Raw genomic sequence first — 19,114 nt, forward strand, 5'->3', positions numbered from 1 at the left:
TGACCTGCATGTTTGCCGTCCCATCTGGGGAGATCGTAGGGTCACTCCCCCAGGGGCATGCAGGTGTAGCCCACGTGGTTGAGCCGGTCGTTCTTGACCATGCGGCGTCCGACGTGGTGCTTCTTCCCCGATGCCCGGGTGATGGGCGCGGAGCCGGCGTATGCCTTGAGGGTGCGGGCGTCAGAGAAGCGCGTGCGGTCGTCGCCGATCTCAGCGAGGATGCGCGCCCCAAGCTGCGGACCGATGCCGGGAAAGGACAGCATGATCTTCGAGTCGGGGTGTTCACGGAACACCGTCTCGGCCTGGCTGGCGAGTTCGTCGGCCGCGATGCAGGCGGCGTCGAGCTGCCGCAGCAGGCCAAGAAGCTGGGCGCCCATGGCGTCCTCGACCACGCGCGGCTGGTGGGCGTAATCGCCCCGCAGCACACCTTTGATGCGTTCCGCGGTGGCTTCAATACCTCGGCTGCGGCCTGCGCGCGCAAGGGCGGCGCGCAGTTGCGCGATGGTCAGCGTGGCGCCCTTGGCCGGCGTCGGGGCGAGACGCAGGATCTCGCGCGCCTCGAGCCTGGTCAGGGGGTTCGTCCAGGTGGCGAAGGCATCCAGGGCAGCCGGGTAGTACTCGCGCAGTAGAGAGCGGACCTGGTTGGACATTTGCTGCCGGTTCCACTGGGCGTCTTGCTGGGCGCGTGCCAGGACCGCCACCGCCCTGGCCTGCGGAGTGTCGGCGGGGATTGGTCGGTGCACGTGCATGTCGGTGGGCAGGATGTTCGCCAGGACCAGGGCGTCGCCGGGGTCGGACTTCTTCCGCGAGACGCCGTGGCGGTCTCGGTAGCGCGATGCTGCCATGGGGTTGATCGCGTAGACCTTGCGTCCGCACTGGTTGAGCAGAGCGACGAGCAGGCCGCGTGTGGTCTCGATACAGACCGGGATCGGATCATCCGGGCCGTCCCCGTAGTCGGCGAGCAGGTCCGTGAGGATCTTGTAGCCCTCGACGTCGTCCATGATGCGACGCTTCGCCAGCAGCTCGCCGGCATCGTTGATCAAGGCGACATCATGGTGCGATTCAGCCCAGTCGACCCCGCAGTAGATCACCCTGGTTCCCCTGCCTATGTGTCGTTATCAGTGCTGGTGAGAGCACCTACGGAACCGCGCGTCGTGCTAATCACAGGCATCAAGTGCCGACATCTCAGAAGACCTCTCGCGGCGCCAGCGCACCGCACGGGCCTCTGCCTATTCCCAGGGCTCAACGGCCCGGCACTTTCAAGAGGTCACCGTGCGGCGTGCTCACACCACGAGGTCAACGAGCACAACGGTGCGATGGTCGCATGAGCGCCAACTCTCGCTGCTCTTCGCGGCGTTCGGTCGGCACCCATGCGACCTGATCGCGCACCAGGCCGCCCGCCGCTCTACGGCAAGGCATCGGACGCCAGCTATACGACAGGCGTGGCAGCCCAGCACTCGAACAGTCCCCGCCGGAGAACGACCCGGACCGGAACCGTTAAGCACTGATTAGCGATACGAGAACAGGGCCGAGAAGGAGTGGCTGCGAACGGGCCCGTACCGCCCGTGGACAAACCGCTTCAAGGTGAGGTGAAGTGGTTCATGACCTGGGCGGCGAAGGCGGCGGAGGCTTCGACCATTGGTGTGTGGCCAGAGTCGAGTACGACGGTCCGCGCTCCGCGGCGGCCCGCAGCCAGGCCCATCCCCGACCGTGCGGGAGTGAACGTGTCGTGTTCGCCGCAGATCAACAGCAGTGGAACCTCGCTTCCCCGGCCGCACTTCATCACGGCGTCGTGCGCGTTGAGGGCGCGCCGCAGGTTCACAGTCGTATGCGGAAGCCGAAAGGCGTCTTGGTAGGCGGGCGCGAGTGCCTCGCGCAGTGTTTGCCGGTTGTGCGGAGCCAAGGTGTGGTCGCAGGCCAAGAGGGACACTTCCAGGATCCGCCCCTGTCCTGCCATGTCCACCGCTTGTGCCACCATCTTTCGCGTCTCCTGCGTCAGTTTCTCGCTCGCGTTGGTCAGCACCACCCGTGCGACCCGGTCGACGTGGTGCTCCAGCAGAAGGCAGGCCAGGCCGGCGCCGTAGCAGTACCCCAGTAGGTCAACCTGCCGCACTTCCAGGTGCTCCAGGGCCACGTTGACGGCCGCAGCCTGGATCTCGTAACCGGCGATGGTCTCGTCGTCCAGTTCCGAGGCGCTACCGAAGCCGGGTGGGTCGAACGTGATGACGGTGACGTCGTCGGGTAGATACGCCTCGAGCAAATCCCAGTCGTTCATGTCCATCGTAGCCCCGCCGAGCAGGGCGATCGGCCGACGCGTCGATGGTTGCGATGCGGCACGCACCCGGCAGGCGAAGTCGTACCCGGCCATCCTCAGCCGGTGCACGCGCTCTCGCGTCGCGGGAGATCCAGGGGTGCTGATCGCATTCCGTCGAATGGTCATGCCGCCTCCACCTGAGCCGTGTTCACCTTTCGGCGCGCCCCGCACATCTCGGCCGTGGCCGCCCGTTCATAGCTGTGAGGAGAGCCATCGCCGACAACGTCGTCTTGCCGACGGGCGCCGACGCGTGGATTGAGGTCTAGATCAGAGGTCATACCACACCGAGGCAATCTCGACCCCGTCGCATGGCGAGTACGTCTCGAGCACGGTGGCGCCGCGTACGCGGACTGTCCGGGGTTCTTCGAGGCCAGGTGGCTGAGAAGGAGACCACCGATGTCCTCGCAAAGGAACACCTCGCCCACCTCAAGATTCTCCTCGACCACCCACCCGAAATAGCCGGGTGCCGGACGCCTGTGGAGCTCCTGCGTGGTGAACATCCACTGGTAGAGGCGGCCCTCTGCGAAGGCGTCGGTCAGGATCTCCGTGACCTCGTCGATGTCTTCTCGCGTCCCGCTACGCACCTCGGCGGATGTCATCGGATCTGTCTTCCTGATTCATCGGAACACCTTTGCCATGTGAATGCACACAGTAACAGAATATGTACTTAAAGTTAGATTGGTGTGCGCGGTGGGTGTCTGGACTTCAGGGAATTGAGCAGTACCCGCTTTGAGGAGAGGCTAGAATGAGCATTCGAACGTCCCCGGTGCTGGTCACCCTCCCGCCCGGCCCTCCGCTGCCGGGGCCTATCCTGACCGGATTGTGGATCGCGTCTCGCAAGCGGCTTCTTGCTTGTCTTCAAAGGCGCTACGGGTCGACCTTCACGATGACGATGTCTCCGTTCGGCCCTAGCGTGTTCCTGTGCAGCGCCGCTCTGGTCAGGCAGATGCTGACGACCAGTCCGGCGATCGCTGGACTGGGAGAGCCGAACCTGGGCAACGTCCTGGGGCCGGGCTCAACGTTCGCGCTGGACGGTCCCGAACACCTGCACCGACGCAAACTGCTGGCCCCCTCCTTCCACGGACGCCATCTGCACGCCTACGAGGAGTTCATGGTCGAGGAGACCGTCCGCGAGGCGGAGACCTGGCCGCAGGGCGTCGAGTTCGCGACGGCGCCGAGGTTCATGCGGCTAACGTTGAACATCATCCTGCGCACGGTTCTGGGGGCCGAGGGCGAGCACCTGCACCGGCTGCGCGAGCTGATGCCTCCGATGGTCGACCTCGGCGCCCGGCTGACGCTGTCGCCGTTCACCGACCGCGGGCGTTCGTGGGGGGCGTGGGCTCGTTTCCGTAGGATGCGCCGGGAGTACGACACGGTTGCCTTCGACCTCATCGACAGCGTCCGGGCAGACCCGAAGCTAGAGGAGCGCGAAGACGTCCTCGCCATGCTCGTGCAGAGCCGGTACGAGGACGGCGAGGCCATGGCGAACCAAGAGATCGCCGACGAACTGCTGACCATCCTCGGCGCCGCTCACGAGACCACGGCGAACACGCTGACCTGGGCCGTCGAACGACTGCCCCGGCACCCGGAGCTCCTCGACCGCCTCGTGGCAGAGGTCGACGGTGGCGGCTCCGACCTGCTGGCCGCTACCATCCTGGAGGTCCAGCGCACACGTCCCGTCATCACGGACATCAGCCGCAGCGTCGTCGCACCGACGATGTCACTGGGGGAATGGACCATCCCCAAAGGACACCAAGTCGTCATCGCCATTGACTGCGTGCAGATGGACGAGACCGTCTTTCCCAACCCCGAGAAGTTCGATCCGGACCGGTTCATGAATGCCCGGCCCGACACGTACTCCTGGATCCCCTTCGGAGGCGGCACACGCCGGTGCATCGGTGCCGCCTTCGCCAACCTCGAGATGAACGTCGTTCTCCGGACACTGCTCCAGAACTACGAGTTCCGCACAACATGCGCACCGGACGAGAAGTGGAAGTCCCGCGGCGTCTCCTGGACGCCCGCCCGCGGCGGGCGCGCCGTGGTCCACCGTCGCAACACCGCTCATACCCTCCCCCACGCGGCCCCAGCTTCAACGACAAATCCGCCGAACGAGTGATGACGTGGGCTGATAACTCACGGTAGAGATGCACAACGGCTTTTCACCTCCGGCCACCGCGCTCTGCGCCGCGTCTTCGCGGATTGGCACGTGACCAGGCGCCACCTGCTCGTACTGCTTGGCGAACCCGCCGGAGCTCTCCACCGTCTTCGTGACCGTGCCGAGCCCGCCCCCGGCGCCAGTACACCGCCCGCACATGAGCCAGGTCGGCGGTTCTCGACAGGGCACGGACCTGCCCGGCCACCGGGGCCGGACAGGTACCGAACCGAGCCGAGACCGTCAGGTCCGCGCCGATGCCGGCGGGGTTGAACCTGACCACCGGCACACTTCGCCGGTTGAGTTCGCTGATCACCATGTCGGCGGTGACGTCGTCCGCCTCCGTGGCCATCAGTCCTGCTGGCTGTCCTGGTCGTAGCCCTGGTCGTAGCCCTGGTCGTTCTGCGAGTCCGAGTTCGTGGTCGTGGAGGTTTCGGTGCCGGAGCTGGTGCCGCGCTTCCCCATCTCGACTACCTGGCCGGTGCGGTCGCGGCCAGGCCGACCTGGACGCCATCGCCCACGAGCTCAACCATCGTCCGCGCAGGACCCATGGATACCGCACTCCGGCAGAGGTCTCCGCTGGCCTCCTGAGCAGCGGTGATGCGCTGACCGCTTGAGCTCGCCATCATTTGAAGACAGAAATGGATGGCGCGAGCCGGGTCTGATTGCCCGATCGTCAGACGCCAGGTTCATGGGCGGTCGACAGTTCGTCAGCCCGCGCGGGTAGCGGTGATACCGCCGTCGACCGCGATCGTGGCGCCGTACACGTACGCCGCCTGGTCCGAGGCCAGCCACGCGACTGCAGCCGCGATGTCGTCCGGCGTGCCCGCGCGCCCGGCGGGCAGGTTTTCGGTCATGCGGCGGATGACGTCGTCCGAATCGTCGTTGATCGGGGTGCGCGTGGCGCCCGGCGCGACGGTGTTGACGCGTACGCCGCGCGGCCCGAACTCGGCCGCCCAGCTGCGGGCGAGCTGCGCTTCGGCGGCTTTCGACGCGGAGTAGAGGCCGACGTACGGATGCCCGACCTCCGCCATCCACGAGCCCACTACGACGATCGCGCCGCGGCCTTGCTCCGTCATCGCGGGTGCCAGCGCGGCGCTGAGGACGTGCGGGGCGCGGATGTTGACCGCGAGTGTCCGCTCCAGGTCCGCATCGGACAGTGCGAGCGTGTCTACGGCCGGGCATACCGCGGCGTTGTGCACCAGCAGGTCGATGATGCCGCCCGCGGCGTCGGTGGCTTCCCGAGCGAAGTCGCGCAGGGCGTCCGGAGTAGCGGTGAGGTCCGAGGCGGTGAACACGGCGTCGCCGCCGTTGTCGCAGATCTCCTTCACCACGGTGTCGCCGCGAGCGGTGTCGCGACCGGTGACGACGACCCGCGCGCCTTCGGCGGCGAGGCGGTGCGCGGTGGCGGCGCCGATGCCGCTGGTGGATCCGGTGACGAGGGCCGTGCGGCCGGTGAGTGTCTGGGTCATGCCTGCCACGCAACACCGGTTCCGAACGGGGTACCAGTGCGAGTGCTGCCTGGTCACAGCGTGACCAGGCACGCGCTTGCCGCGCCGTTTACGCTGGTGGGTATGCCAGCAGACCGTACCGCCCTCGGGGCCTTCCTGCGTTCGCGGCGCGACGGCCTGACCCCGGCGCAGGCGGGGATCGAGCCGTTCCCCGGGCCGCGGCGGGTGCCCGGACTGCGCCGCGAGGAGCTGGCCGTGCTCGCGGGGCTCAGCTCGGACCATTACAGCCGCATCGAGCAGGGCCGACAGCCGACGATCAGCGAGGACGTCATGGAGGCGCTGTCGCGGGCGCTCGGACTCGACGGCGTCGAGCGCGAGCACCTCCGTGACCTCGCCGCCCCGGTCAGGCGTACCCCCCCCCGTGATGACAGCGCGTCGCAGCAGGCGGACCCCGGCCTGCTGCGGATGATGGACAACCTCGACGTGCCGGTGCTGCTGCTCGGCCGCCGTGGCGTGGTCCTGGCCCGCAACGCGCTCCTCACCGCCGTGCTCGGTGCGCCGATGGAGCCTGGTTCTTCCTTTCTGCGCTGGCTTTTCCTCGACCCGCTCGCCCGCGAGCGCATCGTGAACTGGGCCGATTTCGCCGCCCCGGCCGTCGGCGCGATGCGGTACGAGGTTGGCCGGCACCCCGGCGACCGGCGTCTCGCCACGCTGGTCGCCGAGTTGCGCGCCGGCGACCCGGACGTCGCTCGCTGGTGGGATGACCACGGCGTCACCGACCGTACGTCGGTGGGCAAGCGGATCGCGCACCCGGTGGCCGGGCCGCTGGAGTTCGGGATCGAGTCGGTCGGGAAACCGCACGACCCCGAACAGCGGCTGATCGTCTACACCGTCGAAACGGACTCGTCCACCGCGCGGAACCTACCGCTGCTCGCGGCGTGGGAAACGGTCGCCTGACCGCCACGTGCAACTCCACCGGGCTGCGTCGGAACGTATTCGACTGTGATGACGCTCTGAGAAACGGGCCAGGCGCCCGTTCCCGTGGTGTGCAGCCGGCCGGCAACAGCCAGGCTGGGCCGACCTTCGATCTGAAAGCTACTGGCGGGTTACTTGTCACCTGGTTCGCCGCTCGTTAACGGCGCCCCCATTTGCGGCGGCGGCAGCTTCAGAGAAGGGCGTCGTCCACGAAGTCGGCTCCGGCGGCGATGGCGAGGTCCGGGCCGAGAGCGGCGGCCGGGGTGTGAGCGCCAGGACGTCCTTTGCCCGCGGCGAGCCGGAGTGCGGTCTGCGCGGCCACGGCGGAGGTGAAGTCCATGGCGTCGCCGGCCCGCAGCCAGCCTTCGCGGACGGTGCCGTCGGGCCAGGTGATGACGGCGTGGCCCCAGGTGTGGGGGCGCGGTCGCGGAGCGGCCTTGGCCTTGATCCCGGACATCCGGCCGATCGCGAAGGTCCGCACGGCCCGGATCCGCAGGATCGCTGACAACAGCGGCAGGGCCGCTCGAACGGCGAGCGAGGCGGGAATGAGGCCGGAGGTCGCCGACGTCGAGGGGGCCCCACTCACCCGGTGTGCGGCGATGAGTTCACCGGAGGGGACACCGACCGAGGACATGCGCTCCCCGTCGGGCAGGGTCAGTTGATGGACCTCCCCGCCGAGACGGGTCTTGACCAACCGGCCACCTTCGTAACGGCGGCCCCCGATCGCGAAGCTGTCCACGATGCTGGCGGCAAGGGCGACGCCGAGCACCCCTTCCTCGACGGCGACCGAGGCGAAGGCGTCCACCCGGACTTGGCTCGGCACGGGACGGTTCTCGCACATGCGTGCCACGATCGCCTCGGTCCCGAGGACGCCGAATCCCGCGCCGGTCACCAGGGTGCTTCCTGCTGCGGTGGCCTCGTCGTGCAGGGCGAACAGGCGGTGGAAGGCGGTCGGGTCGTTGGCCTGGTCGAGGTAGTGGCCGCCCGGCATACAGGCGCGTGCGAGCGGGACGGTGCTCTCGGCGTAGTCGCCGATGGTGTTGACCACCACGGCGGGCCGCTGCCGGGTGATCTCAGCTGCCATGGCGTCCGCCCCTGACGCGACGACGATCTTCGAGTCGGCGTCGAGCCCGAGGTCGGCGGCGGCCTTGCGCAGCCGGCCAGCATTACGCCCGACCAGCACGGGGACGGTCCCGGCCGCCACGATCTGTGCCGCGACGGCCCGGCCGACCCGGCCGGTGGCCCCCAGAATCCAGATCTCGCCCTGCGTCATGCAATTCCCACTCTCTGCAATGTCTCACTGAGTCATCACCAGGTTAACATCGATGTCACAGTGAGACATCTCCACGGGTAAGATGCGGGCATGGCACGTTGGGACGCTGGAGCTCCGGAACGCCTGCGCCGGGCGGCACTGGACCTGTTCGGCGAGCATGGCTACGACGCCGTGACGGTGACGCAGATCGCGGAGCGGGCGGGGCTGACCCGGCGGACCTTCCACCGGTACTTCCCAGACAAGCGGGAGATTCTTTTCGCCGGCTCCGAGCGGCTTCCACTCGCCGTGGCCGAGGCCGTTCTCGCTGCGGATCCCGAGCTTGCGCCGCTGCGGTCGGCGCTGTCGGCCCTCCGTGAGGTCGGTACGGAGGTCAGCGCGATCGTCACCGATTCCGAGCGGCGCAGAGCGATCATCGAGTCCAGTGCGGAGCTGCTGGAACGCGAGCGCAGCAAGTCGGCTGAGGTCACCGCCGCGCTTCAGGGCGCCCTGGAGCGGCGCGGGGTCGGGCCTGCTGAGGCGCACCTCGCCGCACGGGTGGCCTCGATTGTCTCCGAGGAGGCGTTCGGTCGCTGGGCCGACGGCGAGGGCCCCTTCCCCGGGTGTTTCGACGCCGCCGAGGCCGCGCTCCACGCGGTGCTGAGAAGCTGTTCCTGATCCCCGCTGTGACCAGCCCGTTCCGTCCTTCTGCCGGAGAGACTGACCCGGTGTACCGCGGAGCTTGGAACGACCACAGCTGTTGACACCCGCGTGACGAGGTAGCTGCCCTGGTGTTGTGACGGTATGACGAACAGTCTGGAAGGTCACGTGTACAGAATGAACGTGAGCTTCTCAACGACGCGGTTTGTGGCTGACCTGGTGCACGAGTTCATGGCAGAACACGGCTTCGGGGGCTGGCAGTTCCTGTTGCCAGAAGAATCCTCCATCGCCCTCGCAACATGATCAACCCCCCGAAGGACTGACAACGCAGACCACTTAGCGCGCCATTGGCGGCTCTGAGGTGCGAAAACGTCGTGCGCCTGCGGTGCCCCCGTACATATGCGTTACGCGCCGGGCTTGCGGACGAACTCCAACTTCTGCGCCGCATTGCTCATGGACAGGATGCCGGAGTCGGCGAGGGCGTACCCACGGGCGCCGGTGGGAGCCATGCCGCAGGCATGCGCCGACCCGCGCCGGTAGACCGGCCTGGAGATGAGACCGGTGTCGTTCACGAACACCAGGACCTCTTTCCAAGCGCAGTGTTTCTGACGGGAGTTGCGCCAGCCCTCGACGAAGATATCCCCGGTCTTGGCCTGCTCGATGGTGACCTGGGCCGTCGGGTCTTCCTCCTCGCCCTTGGGCACCCACTGCCCCACGTACTTCTCGGGCACGGCGCCTTGCCGGCCCTGGCCTTGAGAAGGACGGCCTTGTACTGGCCGTTGTGGGTGGCAAAGTCGAGGTTGCCGTCCTTACGGGTCTTCAGGGTGTACGACGGCAGGAACTTGCACGTGCCGCCGCCGAAGGCGTTCTCGCTACGGGCGTCCCCCCAGGGAAACCGAGCCCTTGGACGCCTTCTTCGGTTCCTTGTTCACCACGCAGAGCGAGGTGCCGGTCAGGAAGAAGGACCTGGCGACCGTGCGGTGCTGCTCGTCCTTCTTGAACTCGACACGTACGCGCGTGTCGCTCAACGGCACGCCCTCCCACGCCCCGAGGAAATTCTTCGGCACGGTCACCACCGCCGGGGTGGCCTCCGTGCCGCCGTCCGCACCACCGTTCGTACCGCCGCTTCCACCGGGGTCCGTGCCGTTGCCGTCCCAGGAGTTCGCCGCGATCGGCACGCCGGCTAAGAGAACCAGCACTCCGACGACAGCGCCGAGGAATCGGGCCCGTTTGAACCGTGACTGCGCGGGCGGGGCACTCGGCTGCGTCGTGCGGCCGCCGGGCGTCGGGGTGCCCACCGAAACAACCACCGGCACGTCGGGCTGTAACTCCTTATACGCATCCACCGGAATGTCCGGCTGTATGTCCGCCCGCACATCCAGTGGAGCCCCCACCGGCACGTCCGGCTGCGTATCCACAGGCACACCCGACGTACATCCCTGCGGACGCATGAAGCCACGATCGGAGTCCTGGGTGTCCCTGGTGGTGGGGTCGACCATGGCTGTGTTCATGACCTCTCCGGTGGAGGCAAGCAGGGCCTGGCCGATGGGAACGCGCTCGGCGTCGTAGGTGTCGAGCAGTGCGGCATCGGCGTGGCCGTGTACGACCATGGCCAGCTTCCACGCCAGGTTGTACGCGTCCTGGATGCCGGTGTTGAGGCCCTGCCCGGATGCGGGTGAGTGGACATGGGCGGCGTCACCCGAGACGAAACACCGCCCGACGTGCATCGCGGGTACCGCGCGTTGCTGGATGGTGAATTTCGATACCCAGCTGGGGATGTCCACGATGGTGTCGCGTCCCAGAGCCTGCGACAACTTGGTGCTGAACTGCCTGGCAATCTGCCCGGACTGCTCAGCATCTCCTTCGCCGGTCGTGTCCAGGAGCCGCCACTTGCCCGGGTCCGGAAACGGGAACAGCATCAGCGCGCCGCCGGCCGGGAACAGCCAGTGCAGGCCATCTCGCTCCAGATCGGTGTGCACGATCGCATCGGCGATCAGCCAGGTGTGGGCGGCTTCGCCTGCCAAGGGGAGCTGGAGGGTCTTGCGGACGGTCGAGTGTCCGCCGTCGCAGCCCCAGAGGTATCGCGCACGCACGGTCTCATGCCCCGCGGCTGAGTCATCGCCTCGGCGCAATTGGGCCGTGACGGCGTCATCGTCGTGCTGGAACGATTCCAGCCCGGTATTCCACTCCACCTCGATCCCTGCCGAAGCGGCATTTCCGCGAAGCACGCGTTCGGTGATCACCTGGTCGATATTGAACATGTACGGAAACCGGGTCACCAGGCCGCCGAAGTCATAGTCGACCCGGGACGTGCGGTCGGCCTGATGGCGGATGAACCCGTTGACCCTCGTTCCGTGCGGAGCGATGTCGCCGAGAATCCCGAGCTGATCGTAGATCTCCAGGCTGCGGGCGTGAGTACCCAGTGCGCGGCTGGTCGTGGCCGGACCAGGCGCGGCATCCACCAAGCGAACCGAAACACCCCGCCGGGCCAGTTGCAATGCTGCCGTGAGTCCTACCGGGCCGGCCCCTACGACGAGGACGTCAACGTCATAGCTTGTCATGGCAAGCAGACCTCCTGTGTCAGCTAAGCTGACACAGGAATGTATCTCGCGAGTGAGAGGGACGCAAACAAGTGGACACTGGGGATCATTCGGACGCGAACCTGCCACTCATCCACCTTCTGCAACGAGGTGTCCGGTGGTTCTCCGACGAGCTGCTGGAGCGCCTGGAGGCCGCAGGCGTGGACCCCATCACGCCGGCGCACGCGACCGTGCTCGCGCACCTGGACCGCGAGACATCGCTGAGCGTCGCCGAACTGGCCCGCCGTGCCGGCGTCACCCGCCAGACGATGCATCGCGCTGTCACGCAGCTCCTCGGCGAAGGTCTGCTGTCCCGTGCGCCAGGGCCGGGGTTCCCGCGCAGTACCCTCATCGGGCTGACCGACGCGGGGTGTCAGCGTCGTGACGTCGCATTGGGAATTCTTCACGACCTGGAACAAGTTCTTGGCAGTCAACTGGGGCCCGCGGCGTTGGCGGAGTTGCGCAACAGCCTGACGCGGGCATGGCCGCAGTGAAAGCCGGCCGCTTCCGTGGACGCCTGCTTCTCGTGACTCCTCCCCCTCGCTCACGAGGGGGAGGAGTCACCAACCGGATCCGCCGCAGGGCCGACGACATGCTTGGAGACCCTGTGCCGGGTCGCCTCCGAACTGCCGGGCCCCAGCCTGTGCGTGGGAACGGAAGTCGCTGACCGGTATGCCCCGGCCGAGGCCGCCCGCCGCGTCGAGAGGGAATGGGGGCCGGTCTCGGTTGTCATGGACTATGCGGGCATCGCCATCGGCGGGCCCTTCGCCCGCACGCCCACGGAGCTGTGGCAGCGGGTCGTCGACGTCAACCTCACGGGCTCCGCCAACACCGCCCGCGCGGGCTTGCGCCGCAACCAACCCGCCGAGTCCATACCCTTGACCAAGTTTCCACCTGGCACACCGCCGGCATCAGCCGCCACGCGACCGCGATCCATGCACTGCCCTGGCTTCGCTGGTGCCAACCCCTGCGCCCCCTTCCCCACCGTCGTCCGCCGGGCCACCCGCCAGGAGCCGGCGCGCCTCGACTACGACGGGGCAACAGCAAACGTCGCGGTGATGGTGACCCGGCGCCACCCTGTGGCAACAAGTCGCGCAGCTCTCCGCAGCAGCCGAAGCCGTCGCCCCAGCGGCTCGCACGGTGTGGGATCCGATGAAGCCGACGCCTCCGGTGACGAGGATCATCGCCTGTCCTTTCTGAATCGTGTCGATCTCGTGCTCATGCCGGGTGGTGTTCCTTGGCGGAGGCGGTGATGAGTTCGTCGGTGACCCACCGCGCGACGTGGTCGGGGTAGGGCGCTGCCAGTCCGAGGACGATGTGCCGGAAACCGGCGTCGATTGCTTCGCCGATCGCGCCCCGGGTCGCATCGGGGTCGCGGTAGGAGACCGGCAGCACGATGGAGCGTGTGATGGCGGCGGGATCGCGTCCGATCTCGGCGCAGTAGCGGTCCAACAGTGCGCTGCGCTCGACGGCGTCGCCGATGTCACCGCCCGGGATGTTCCACAGGTCGGCGTGCTCGGCGACCACGCGCAGCGTGGAGGCGGCGCGTCCGCCGATGAGAAGGGGCGGGTGGGGGCGTTGAACGGGTTTGGGGTTGCCGAAGGCGCCGGTCAGCTGGATGTGGGTGCCGTGGAAGTCGAACGGTTCGACCTCGGTCCATAGCCGCCGGATCACCGTGCACGCTTCGGCGAGGCTGCCCACCGCCTGCGCTGTATCGTGGAAGGGCAGACCATGGGCTTCGTACTCGCGCCGGGCCACCGGATGGCCGGGGCGTGAGCCGACGCCGATGCCGAAGTCGAGGCGTCCGCCGGAGACGACGTCGACGGTCGCGGCGGTCTTGGCCAGCATCGCGGGCGGCCGGAAGCGGTTACTGGTCACGAGCACACCCAGCCGCAGTCGCCGAGTATGCGCGGCGAGGGCGGAGAGCAGTGTCCAGCCTTCGTAGGCCACCCCGTTGGGGTCGCCGCCGATCGGCATGAGGTGATCGAACAGCCACGCGTGCTCGATCACCGGGATGGTGTCGGCCTCGCGCCAGACCCGCAGGATGTCGTGGTAGTCGACCTGCGAGGGAGCGGTCATGATCCCGAAGCGAGGAGGGAGAGGTTGCGTCATGGGACCGTGGTCCTTTCCACGTGGAACCGTGAGGGTTTTCAACGTCGGCAGTGCCGGGGGAACGCGCTGCCCTGACGCGCGTCTGCGGACGAGGACCTGAGCCGTGCCGGCGGTTCCCGCCCGAGGTACGTCGCCTGGGACGGATGGCGCCTCACGGCACGGCTCAGGGACACCCGGGCGCCCCTGAGCGTGCCGCATACCAGCACCACCCGCCGAGCGCGGCGCGTCCCGGCGAGGCTCGCCTACTTGCTCTGCAACTTCCCCAGCGGGTTGGGGTCTTCTTCCAGTGCGACGGCCGCCTTCTGCCAGGCGGTGTCCTCGGGATGGAGGGCGCTGCGCAGGAAGGCGGAGGTGAGCTGCTGGATCAGAGCGACGCGTGCGGGACTCTCGTCCGTCGTTTCGGCGACCTCGTACCCAGGGATGCCTCCGAGCGAGTGCTCTGCCCCGAACAGTGTGAGCAGGCTTTTGCTCCCGGGGCTGTGGGTGTAGGGGTCGGTGAACCAGTCCGGTCCGCGCGTGGACAGGGCGGAGTCGTCACCGTCCCCGGCCACGATGAGAGCGGGCGTGGTCATCGTGTCGAAGGACGGCTTCATGAAGGGGAGGTTCTCGGCGGCGAACGGGGTCAGGTCGTCGCCCAGGCCGGTCAGGGCGAGCAGCACACCCGCCTTGATACGGGGGTCGGACAGGTCCTCGCCAGGAACACCGTCGGAGTCGAGGACACGCGCGCCCAGCAGCGTGCTCGCCGTCTGGGCTCCCCAGGAGTGGCCGGCCACGGCGATGCGGCTGCGGTCGAGGCGCCCGCCGAGGCCCGGTACGGCGGCTTCCAGAACGTCGAGTCCGTCCAGCACGCGCGTGAGGTCCTCGATGCGGAAGCGCCAGATCCGCGGCGTACGGGGGTCCTCGGCGGGGATGCCGAGCGTCCTGGAGTCGAGGTGGGTGGGCTGCAGGACCGCGAAGCCGTGGGCGGCCCAGTAGTCCGCCAGCGGGGCGTAGCCGTTCATCGACCAGCCGAAGCCGTGCGAGAGGACGATGACGGGCAGGTCACTGCCGGTCGCGGGGGCGGACACGCGGACCTGGAGATCCTCGCCGCGGGCCGGGGCGGGCAGGATGACCGGCTTCGCGGATATCACCGTGGTGGTCGCGTGCGCGGTCTTTTGCGCATGCGTGATGCTCGAATCGGACATGGCAGTGCTTCCGTTCGGTGTATTTGCGTGGTGGTGTGATGGACCCGGCGATCAGCGGCGCCGCAGTGCCGGGGCGAGGAGAGGGCGAAGCGGGAAGGCGGTGCGCGGCTTGGGTGCCGCGCCCCTGTTCTGGCATCATGAGCAAAACGGAACGTTGCTCCGATAACAATACGGAGCAGTGTTCCGGTTTGCAAGGTCAGTCACGGAAGGAGCGCCGCGGTGAACGACAGCGGCCAGGGCACGGGAAGCACAGCCGGGTCCAAGCGCAAGGACGCCCGCCGCAACCAGCAGACCCTGCTGGACGCGGCCGCCGCGGTCTTCGTCACCTCGGGCGTGGAAGCGCCGGTACGCGACATCGCGGCCGAGGCCGGCGTCGGGATGGGCACGATCTACCGCCACTTCCCCACCCGGGCAGATCTGATCATCGCCGTCTACCGCCACCAGGTCGACGCCTGCGCCGAAGCCGGCCCGGCCCTGCTGGCGACCGGCCCGACACCCCATGCCGCCCTCGGGCGGTGGGTCAACCTCTTCGTCGACTTCCTGGTCACCAAGCACGGCCTCGCCGCCGCGATGCAGACCGACAACACCGGCTTCGAGACACTGCACGCCTACTTCCTCGACCGCCTCCTGCCGGTATGCACCCAACTCCTCGACGCTGCCGCCGCCTCCGGTGAGATCCGCTCCGGCCTCGACGCCTACCCACTCATGCGCGGCATCGGAAACCTCTGCATCGGCGCCGAAAGCGACCCCCACTACGACGCACGCCCACTGGTCGCACTCCTCGTCGCAGGACTACGCCAACCGCCGGGAGATCAGACGCCGCGCTGACGTCGTCCCTGTCTTCCCCGGCCCCGCCGCCTTTCTCCGCCCGGCCACCGCCGTCCTGGCCGAACTCCACGGCGAACGGATCGCCTTCCCCCCCCCGCTACGCCTCCGGGCCTGCGGGTGAGTTGGCGCTGCGCAGTGACGAGCCGGCGAGCTGCTGTCCGGTGGCTTCCAGCAGGTTGGCCGGCGCGGCGCTGACGGGCTAGCCGTCGTGGTTCGACGGGCGTGAACGGTTCGAGGATCACTTGTAACGTTCGACGCGCAGGCCGCACTGAGGGGTATGAGCCATGACGACCTGCGTGCACTGTTCCTCAACTGCACGCCGAAGAAGAGCCCGGAGCGCAGCCACACGCAGGGCCTGATCGACCTCAGCTCGCGGATCATGGAGAAGCAGGGCGTTCAGGTCGAGCACCTGCGGCCGATCGACCATGCGATCGCCACCGCGGTGTGGCCAGACATGACCGCCCACGAAGCAACAGCACCGCTCGCTGGTTCGGCGGCAGCAGTTGTACGGCGGTCACGAACGCGAGCGAGATCGCCTCGCGAGACTCGCACCGGGCCTCGGGCCCTGGGGCGCTGCCGCGGCCACGTCGGCCGCGGACGACCGCAGCATGTTGAGGCACCGGTTGGTGGCGATGCGGTACAGCCAGGTGCGGATGGACGACCGCCCTTCGAACCCGGCCGACCCATGCCGACAGCAACGCCTCTTGCAGAGCCTCCTCGGCGTCCTGCACCGATCCGAGCATGCGAGAGCAGTGCACCTGCATCTCGCAGCGGTACGGCTCGATCAGCGCGGCGAACGCGTCACGCTCACCCGCCCGCGCCGGCTGGAGCAGTTCGTCCGACACGGGCACCTCTCTCGTCGTCGTCCCACTCAGTTAGTGACACCGGCGGCCGACGAAACTGGTCACCACCGGCGCGCCCAGTTTCCGACGGCCGCCGTGTCCATCTCTGTGCAAGGCCGCACCAGCAGAGCTGAAACGGAGAAGGTCACCATGCCGATGGCCGGCTCAGTCCGAAGGAGGATGACCCGTCATGACCGATCTATCGGATTCCACCACTCTCGTCGTCGGAGCGAGCCGAGGGCTGCGGCGCGGCATCGCGGGTGCACTCGCCGACGCCGGCCCTCCGGTGACCGCGGTCAGCCGGACCATTCACGCGGCCGCCCGTTCGGACATCCGCACCGAGGCCGCAGATGCCGCCGAAGCCGGGACGCCCGGGTGCCTCCTGGGCCGCTACGAACCGGCGCCGTCGTCCTGGTGGCCGGCGCCGCCCCGATCATGCGTCCGCTTCAGCAACAAACATGGGAGCCGTTCTCGGTCGACCGGCACGCCGACGTCCGCATCGCATTCCACTGGCTGCGCGAGGCCCTGCTCCGTCCGTTGGCACCCGGCAGTCGGATGGTCGTGGTCAGCAGTGGGGCCGCACTGGCCGGGTCGCCGCTCGGCGGCGGACACGCGGGGGCCAAGGCCACCCAGCGCCTCATGACCGCCTAAGCACGGGACGAAGCCGAGCACACCGCCCTGGGCATCACCTTCACTGCCGTGCTGCCTCGGCACACGCCCCTCACCGAGCTCCGTCGGCCCGCTGTGCAGGCGTACGAGGCGCGCGCCAGCCAGTCCGAGGACGAGTACGTCCGGCAGCAGGGCGAACCGCTGACCCCCGAGGGCGCCGGTGCCGCCGTGATCGAGCGGCTCACCGCGAGGCCGCCACCGTCGCCCCGGCCTATCTGCTCACTGCGGCCGGTCTGCACGAAACTGTCCTGCCCCCTTGTGACCGGTTTTGCAGGGACATGCCAAGAGGTGCCACGGTGTGGTGGCAGGAGTAGACAGGAAGCGTGTCGGTCGACGAGCCGGACGGGGACGAGGTCCTACCGGAGCTGTGCAGCGTACCGGTGTGCGCCGTGCTGGTGTCGGCCGACCCTGGACGCAAGGGGCCCTGCTGAGCAGCGCCCCTCACACCCCTGGCCCAGCGCATGAGCTCGGACCGAACTGGAAGGTGAATGTCACCATGAAGACACCCCCGATCGTTCCACCGCAGGAGTGGGAGGCCGCGCGCCAGCAGCTGCTCGTGGAAGAAAAGCAGCTGACCCACGCTCGTGACGCACTGGCCGCCAAGCGCCGGCGGATGCCATGGCAGGCGGTGGAGAAGCAATACGAGTTCGACGGACCCGAGGGGAGGGCAAGTCTGCTTGACCTGTTCGAGGGGCGTCGTCAGTTGATCCTCTACCGCGCCTTCTTCGAGCCCGGCGTGTTCGGCTGGCCCGACCACGCCTGCCGCGGCTGCTCCATGCTTGCTGACCAGGTCGGCCACCTTGCCCATCTGAACGCCCGCGACACCACTCTCGTCTTCGCCTCGCGCGCGCCGCAGCCGGACGTCGGACGTCTGAAGGCACGGATGGGCTGGGCGATGCCCTGGTACACGATCATCGACGATTTCGACACCGACTTCGGTGTGGACGAGTGGCACGGCACGAACTCGTTCGTCCGCGATGGCGACCGCGTGTTCCGCACATACTTCGTCAATGCCCGCGGCGACGAGGCGATGGGGAGCCTCTGGAGCTACCTCGACATCACCGCGCTCGGGCGGCAGGAGACATGGGAGCACTCGCCCGAGGGCTATCCCCAAACCCCGCCGTACGAATGGTGGAACTGGCACGACGCATACGGCGAAGCCGAGCCGGCACCGGAGTGGGTGGCCCAAACCAGCCGAGGCGCCCGACGCCGGCCTGACTAAAACCCGACCCGTTACGCCCGTACCGGCTCCCGTCGGACGAGGGATCTCGGAGCAGGTAGCCGAGACCGGAAGCGTGAAAGAGCTGTCATCACCGTGTTCGACGACGACCCGAGCACGGATGCGTACATGGTCATGGTCGCGGCTGTCGTGGCCAGCGGGCGATTGCCTGTGCCCCGGACACGGCCGAAGCGCGAAAGGAGTGGTTGGCGGGCGCCGCTTCCCCCACACCGTCCTGTCGACCTCAGTGGCTCGCTACACCAACCGGGGAGACCAAGATGGGAAAGATCATCATCAGCGAGAACGTCTCGCTCGACGGTGTCGTCCAGGACCCGACCGGTGAGGAGGGCTTCAACCGCGGCGGCTGGTTCCTCCAGATGGGGGACAAAGACCGCGAAGCATGGACCAAGCTCGCGCTCGACGAAGCCCTGGGCGCCGAAGCCCTACTGCTTGGCCGGCGGAGCGACGAGTGGTTCGCCGCGCGGTGGCTCTCCCGCAGTGGTGAGTGGGCGGACAGACTGAACAGCATGCCCAAGTACGTCGTGTCCTCGACACTCCAGGAGCCCAAGTGGAGCAACTCGACGGCTTTCAAGGGCAGGGTACTGACGGGCGACGTGGTGGACGAAGTCTCGAAGCTGAAGCAGGAGCTGGACGGCGACATCGTCGTCTACGCCAGCATCCAGCTCGTGCACATGCTTATGGAGCACGACCTTGTCGACGAACTGCGGCTCACCATGTTCCCGGTCGTGCTCGGGGCCGGCAAGCTCCTCTTCGCCGAGCTCAGCGACAAGAAACCGATGCGCCTCATCAACACCCGCACCGTTGGTGACAGCCTCGCCTTCCTCACATACCAGCCCGTCCGAGATGGTTAGGGCGCGTA

General features: G+C 68.0%; 18 protein-coding genes and 4 pseudogenes. 10 read left to right on the top strand and 12 right to left on the bottom strand.

The window, feature by feature from the left end; genetic code table 11:
- Positions 1-65 precede the first annotated feature (65 nt).
- The 3 genes and pseudogenes from SNA_RS19410 to SNA_RS19420 form a co-directional block, all read right to left on the bottom strand.
- Positions 66-1,109: pseudogene (locus SNA_RS19410) on the bottom strand (IS110 family RNA-guided transposase); the annotation flags it as partial.
- Between the two features lie 470 nt (positions 1,110-1,579).
- Positions 1,580-2,440: an alpha/beta fold hydrolase gene (locus SNA_RS19415; RefSeq protein ID WP_078970016.1), complete on the bottom strand. Its 861-nt coding sequence runs from the start codon at positions 2,438-2,440 to the stop codon at positions 1,580-1,582.
- A complete protein-coding gene (locus tag SNA_RS19420; protein ID WP_030066437.1) occupies positions 2,437-2,913 on the bottom strand; it encodes a hypothetical protein in 477 nt (158 codons plus the stop codon). Before SNA_RS19420 ends, SNA_RS19415 begins: the two co-directional genes overlap by 4 nt.
- Before the next feature lie 146 nt (positions 2,914-3,059).
- On the opposite strand from SNA_RS19420, the gene SNA_RS19425 reads away from it, so the two are divergent.
- Positions 3,060-4,430 (top strand): cytochrome P450, encoded by a 1,371-nt coding sequence (locus SNA_RS19425; protein WP_030066436.1) that lies wholly within the window; start codon positions 3,060-3,062, stop codon positions 4,428-4,430.
- Between the two features lie 172 nt (positions 4,431-4,602).
- Here SNA_RS19425 and SNA_RS43965 read toward each other — a convergent pair.
- Positions 4,603-4,818: pseudogene (locus tag SNA_RS43965) on the bottom strand (ATP-grasp ribosomal peptide maturase); the annotation flags it as partial.
- A pseudogene (locus tag SNA_RS39900) lies at positions 4,818-4,946 on the bottom strand (putative ATP-grasp-modified RiPP); the annotation flags it as partial. The pseudogenes SNA_RS43965 and SNA_RS39900, both read right to left, overlap by 1 nt.
- 14 nt (positions 4,947-4,960) lie before the next feature.
- Here SNA_RS39900 and SNA_RS43970 point away from each other — a divergent pair.
- A pseudogene (locus SNA_RS43970) lies at positions 4,961-5,083 on the top strand (IS30 family transposase); the annotation flags it as partial.
- A gap of 93 nt (positions 5,084-5,176) precedes the next feature.
- Here the strand turns inward: SNA_RS43970 and SNA_RS19430 are convergent.
- On the bottom strand, positions 5,177-5,938 hold the full coding sequence (locus SNA_RS19430) for an SDR family NAD(P)-dependent oxidoreductase (RefSeq protein WP_030066435.1): 762 nt from the start codon (positions 5,936-5,938) through the stop codon (positions 5,177-5,179).
- Positions 5,939-6,040: 102 nt separating this feature from the next.
- Here SNA_RS19430 and SNA_RS19435 point away from each other — a divergent pair, with 102 nt between their 5' ends.
- The gene (locus SNA_RS19435) at positions 6,041-6,874 is read left to right on the top strand and encodes a helix-turn-helix transcriptional regulator (RefSeq protein ID WP_030066434.1); all 834 of its coding nucleotides are present in this window, start codon (positions 6,041-6,043) and stop codon (positions 6,872-6,874) included.
- 208 nt (positions 6,875-7,082) lie between these two features.
- Here the strand turns inward: SNA_RS19435 and SNA_RS19440 are convergent, their stop codons facing one another.
- Entirely contained in the window at positions 7,083-8,165 is a 1,083-nt protein-coding gene (locus SNA_RS19440; RefSeq protein WP_030066433.1) for a saccharopine dehydrogenase NADP-binding domain-containing protein, read from the bottom strand.
- Positions 8,166-8,255: 90 nt separating this feature from the next.
- Between SNA_RS19440 and SNA_RS19445 the strand changes: the two genes are divergently transcribed.
- On the top strand, positions 8,256-8,819 hold the full coding sequence (locus SNA_RS19445) for a TetR/AcrR family transcriptional regulator (RefSeq protein WP_030066432.1): 564 nt from the start codon (positions 8,256-8,258) through the stop codon (positions 8,817-8,819).
- Positions 8,820-9,205: 386 nt separating this feature from the next.
- Here SNA_RS19445 and SNA_RS19450 read toward each other — a convergent pair whose 3' ends face one another.
- Both SNA_RS19450 and SNA_RS19455 read right to left on the bottom strand, forming a co-directional pair.
- On the bottom strand, positions 9,206-9,532 hold the full coding sequence (locus SNA_RS19450; protein WP_030066431.1) for a hypothetical protein: 327 nt from the start codon (positions 9,530-9,532) through the stop codon (positions 9,206-9,208).
- Positions 9,533-9,673: 141 nt separating this feature from the next.
- Entirely contained in the window at positions 9,674-11,470 is a 1,797-nt protein-coding gene (locus tag SNA_RS19455; protein WP_241779739.1) for an FAD-dependent oxidoreductase, read from the bottom strand.
- Here SNA_RS19455 and SNA_RS19460 point away from each other — a divergent pair.
- Complete coding sequence (locus SNA_RS19460) at positions 11,434-11,874, top strand: MarR family winged helix-turn-helix transcriptional regulator (RefSeq protein ID WP_037790265.1); 441 nt, start codon at positions 11,434-11,436, stop codon at positions 11,872-11,874. The two genes, SNA_RS19455 and SNA_RS19460, sit on opposite strands and share 37 nt — an antisense overlap.
- Before the next feature lie 153 nt (positions 11,875-12,027).
- Entirely contained in the window at positions 12,028-12,633 is a 606-nt protein-coding gene (locus SNA_RS39905) for an SDR family NAD(P)-dependent oxidoreductase (protein WP_241779744.1), read from the top strand.
- Here SNA_RS39905 and SNA_RS19465 read toward each other — a convergent pair.
- Positions 12,599-13,492 (bottom strand): LLM class flavin-dependent oxidoreductase, encoded by an 894-nt coding sequence (locus tag SNA_RS19465; protein ID WP_044366007.1) that lies wholly within the window; start codon positions 13,490-13,492, stop codon positions 12,599-12,601. The genes SNA_RS39905 and SNA_RS19465 overlap by 35 nt on opposite strands.
- A gap of 242 nt (positions 13,493-13,734) precedes the next feature.
- Positions 13,735-14,676 carry an alpha/beta hydrolase family protein gene (locus tag SNA_RS19470; protein ID WP_044366009.1) on the bottom strand — a complete coding sequence of 314 codons (942 nt, stop codon included), beginning with the start codon at positions 14,674-14,676 and terminating at the stop codon, positions 13,735-13,737.
- Positions 14,677-14,895: 219 nt separating this feature from the next.
- Here SNA_RS19470 and SNA_RS19475 point away from each other — a divergent pair, with 219 nt between their 5' ends.
- Positions 14,896-15,504, top strand: coding sequence for a TetR/AcrR family transcriptional regulator (locus SNA_RS19475; protein ID WP_044366011.1), 609 nt, complete (start codon positions 14,896-14,898; stop codon positions 15,502-15,504).
- A 514-nt stretch (positions 15,505-16,018) separates the two neighbouring features.
- Here the strand turns inward: SNA_RS19475 and SNA_RS44745 are convergent.
- Positions 16,019-16,159, bottom strand: a complete 141-nt coding sequence (locus tag SNA_RS44745) for a hypothetical protein (protein ID WP_338059811.1) — start codon at positions 16,157-16,159, stop codon at positions 16,019-16,021.
- A 562-nt stretch (positions 16,160-16,721) separates the two neighbouring features.
- Here SNA_RS44745 and SNA_RS43285 point away from each other — a divergent pair.
- The 3 genes from SNA_RS43285 to SNA_RS19490 all read left to right on the top strand — a co-directional run bounded on the left by SNA_RS43285 (position 16,722) and on the right by SNA_RS19490 (position 19,106).
- Positions 16,722-16,997: a Rossmann-fold NAD(P)-binding domain-containing protein gene (locus SNA_RS43285; protein ID WP_198535091.1), complete on the top strand. Its 276-nt coding sequence runs from the start codon at positions 16,722-16,724 to the stop codon at positions 16,995-16,997.
- Positions 16,998-17,511: 514 nt separating this feature from the next.
- On the top strand, positions 17,512-18,237 hold the full coding sequence (locus SNA_RS19485) for a DUF899 domain-containing protein (RefSeq protein WP_030068159.1): 726 nt from the start codon (positions 17,512-17,514) through the stop codon (positions 18,235-18,237).
- Positions 18,238-18,512: 275 nt separating this feature from the next.
- Positions 18,513-19,106 carry a dihydrofolate reductase family protein gene (locus tag SNA_RS19490; protein ID WP_030068158.1) on the top strand — a complete coding sequence of 198 codons (594 nt, stop codon included), beginning with the start codon at positions 18,513-18,515 and terminating at the stop codon, positions 19,104-19,106.
- The last annotated feature ends 8 nt before the right edge of the window (positions 19,107-19,114 follow it).

This window comes from Streptomyces natalensis ATCC 27448, assembly GCF_000935125.1.
GTDB classification, from domain to species: Bacteria; Actinomycetota; Actinomycetes; order Streptomycetales; family Streptomycetaceae; genus Streptomyces; species Streptomyces natalensis.

Bases quoted from the DNA above. Each gene is read 5' to 3' on its own strand.
- SNA_RS19415 (WP_078970016.1), bottom strand. From the start codon at position 2,440: ATGACCATTCGACGGAATGCGATCAGCACCCCTGGATCTCCCGCGACG.
- SNA_RS19420 (WP_030066437.1), bottom strand. From the start codon at position 2,913: ATGACATCCGCCGAGGTGCGTAGCGGGACGCGAGAAGACATCGACGAG.
- SNA_RS19425 (WP_030066436.1), top strand. From the start codon at position 3,060: ATGAGCATTCGAACGTCCCCGGTGCTGGTCACCCTCCCGCCCGGCCCT.
- SNA_RS19430 (WP_030066435.1), bottom strand. From the start codon at position 5,938: ATGACCCAGACACTCACCGGCCGCACGGCCCTCGTCACCGGATCCACC.
- SNA_RS19435 (WP_030066434.1), top strand. From the start codon at position 6,041: ATGCCAGCAGACCGTACCGCCCTCGGGGCCTTCCTGCGTTCGCGGCGC.
- SNA_RS19440 (WP_030066433.1), bottom strand. From the start codon at position 8,165: ATGACGCAGGGCGAGATCTGGATTCTGGGGGCCACCGGCCGGGTCGGC.
- SNA_RS19445 (WP_030066432.1), top strand. From the start codon at position 8,256: ATGGCACGTTGGGACGCTGGAGCTCCGGAACGCCTGCGCCGGGCGGCA.
- SNA_RS19465 (WP_044366007.1), bottom strand. From the start codon at position 13,492: ATGACGCAACCTCTCCCTCCTCGCTTCGGGATCATGACCGCTCCCTCG.
- SNA_RS19470 (WP_044366009.1), bottom strand. From the start codon at position 14,676: ATGTCCGATTCGAGCATCACGCATGCGCAAAAGACCGCGCACGCGACC.
- SNA_RS19485 (WP_030068159.1), top strand. From the start codon at position 17,512: ATGAAGACACCCCCGATCGTTCCACCGCAGGAGTGGGAGGCCGCGCGC.
- SNA_RS19490 (WP_030068158.1), top strand. From the start codon at position 18,513: ATGGGAAAGATCATCATCAGCGAGAACGTCTCGCTCGACGGTGTCGTC.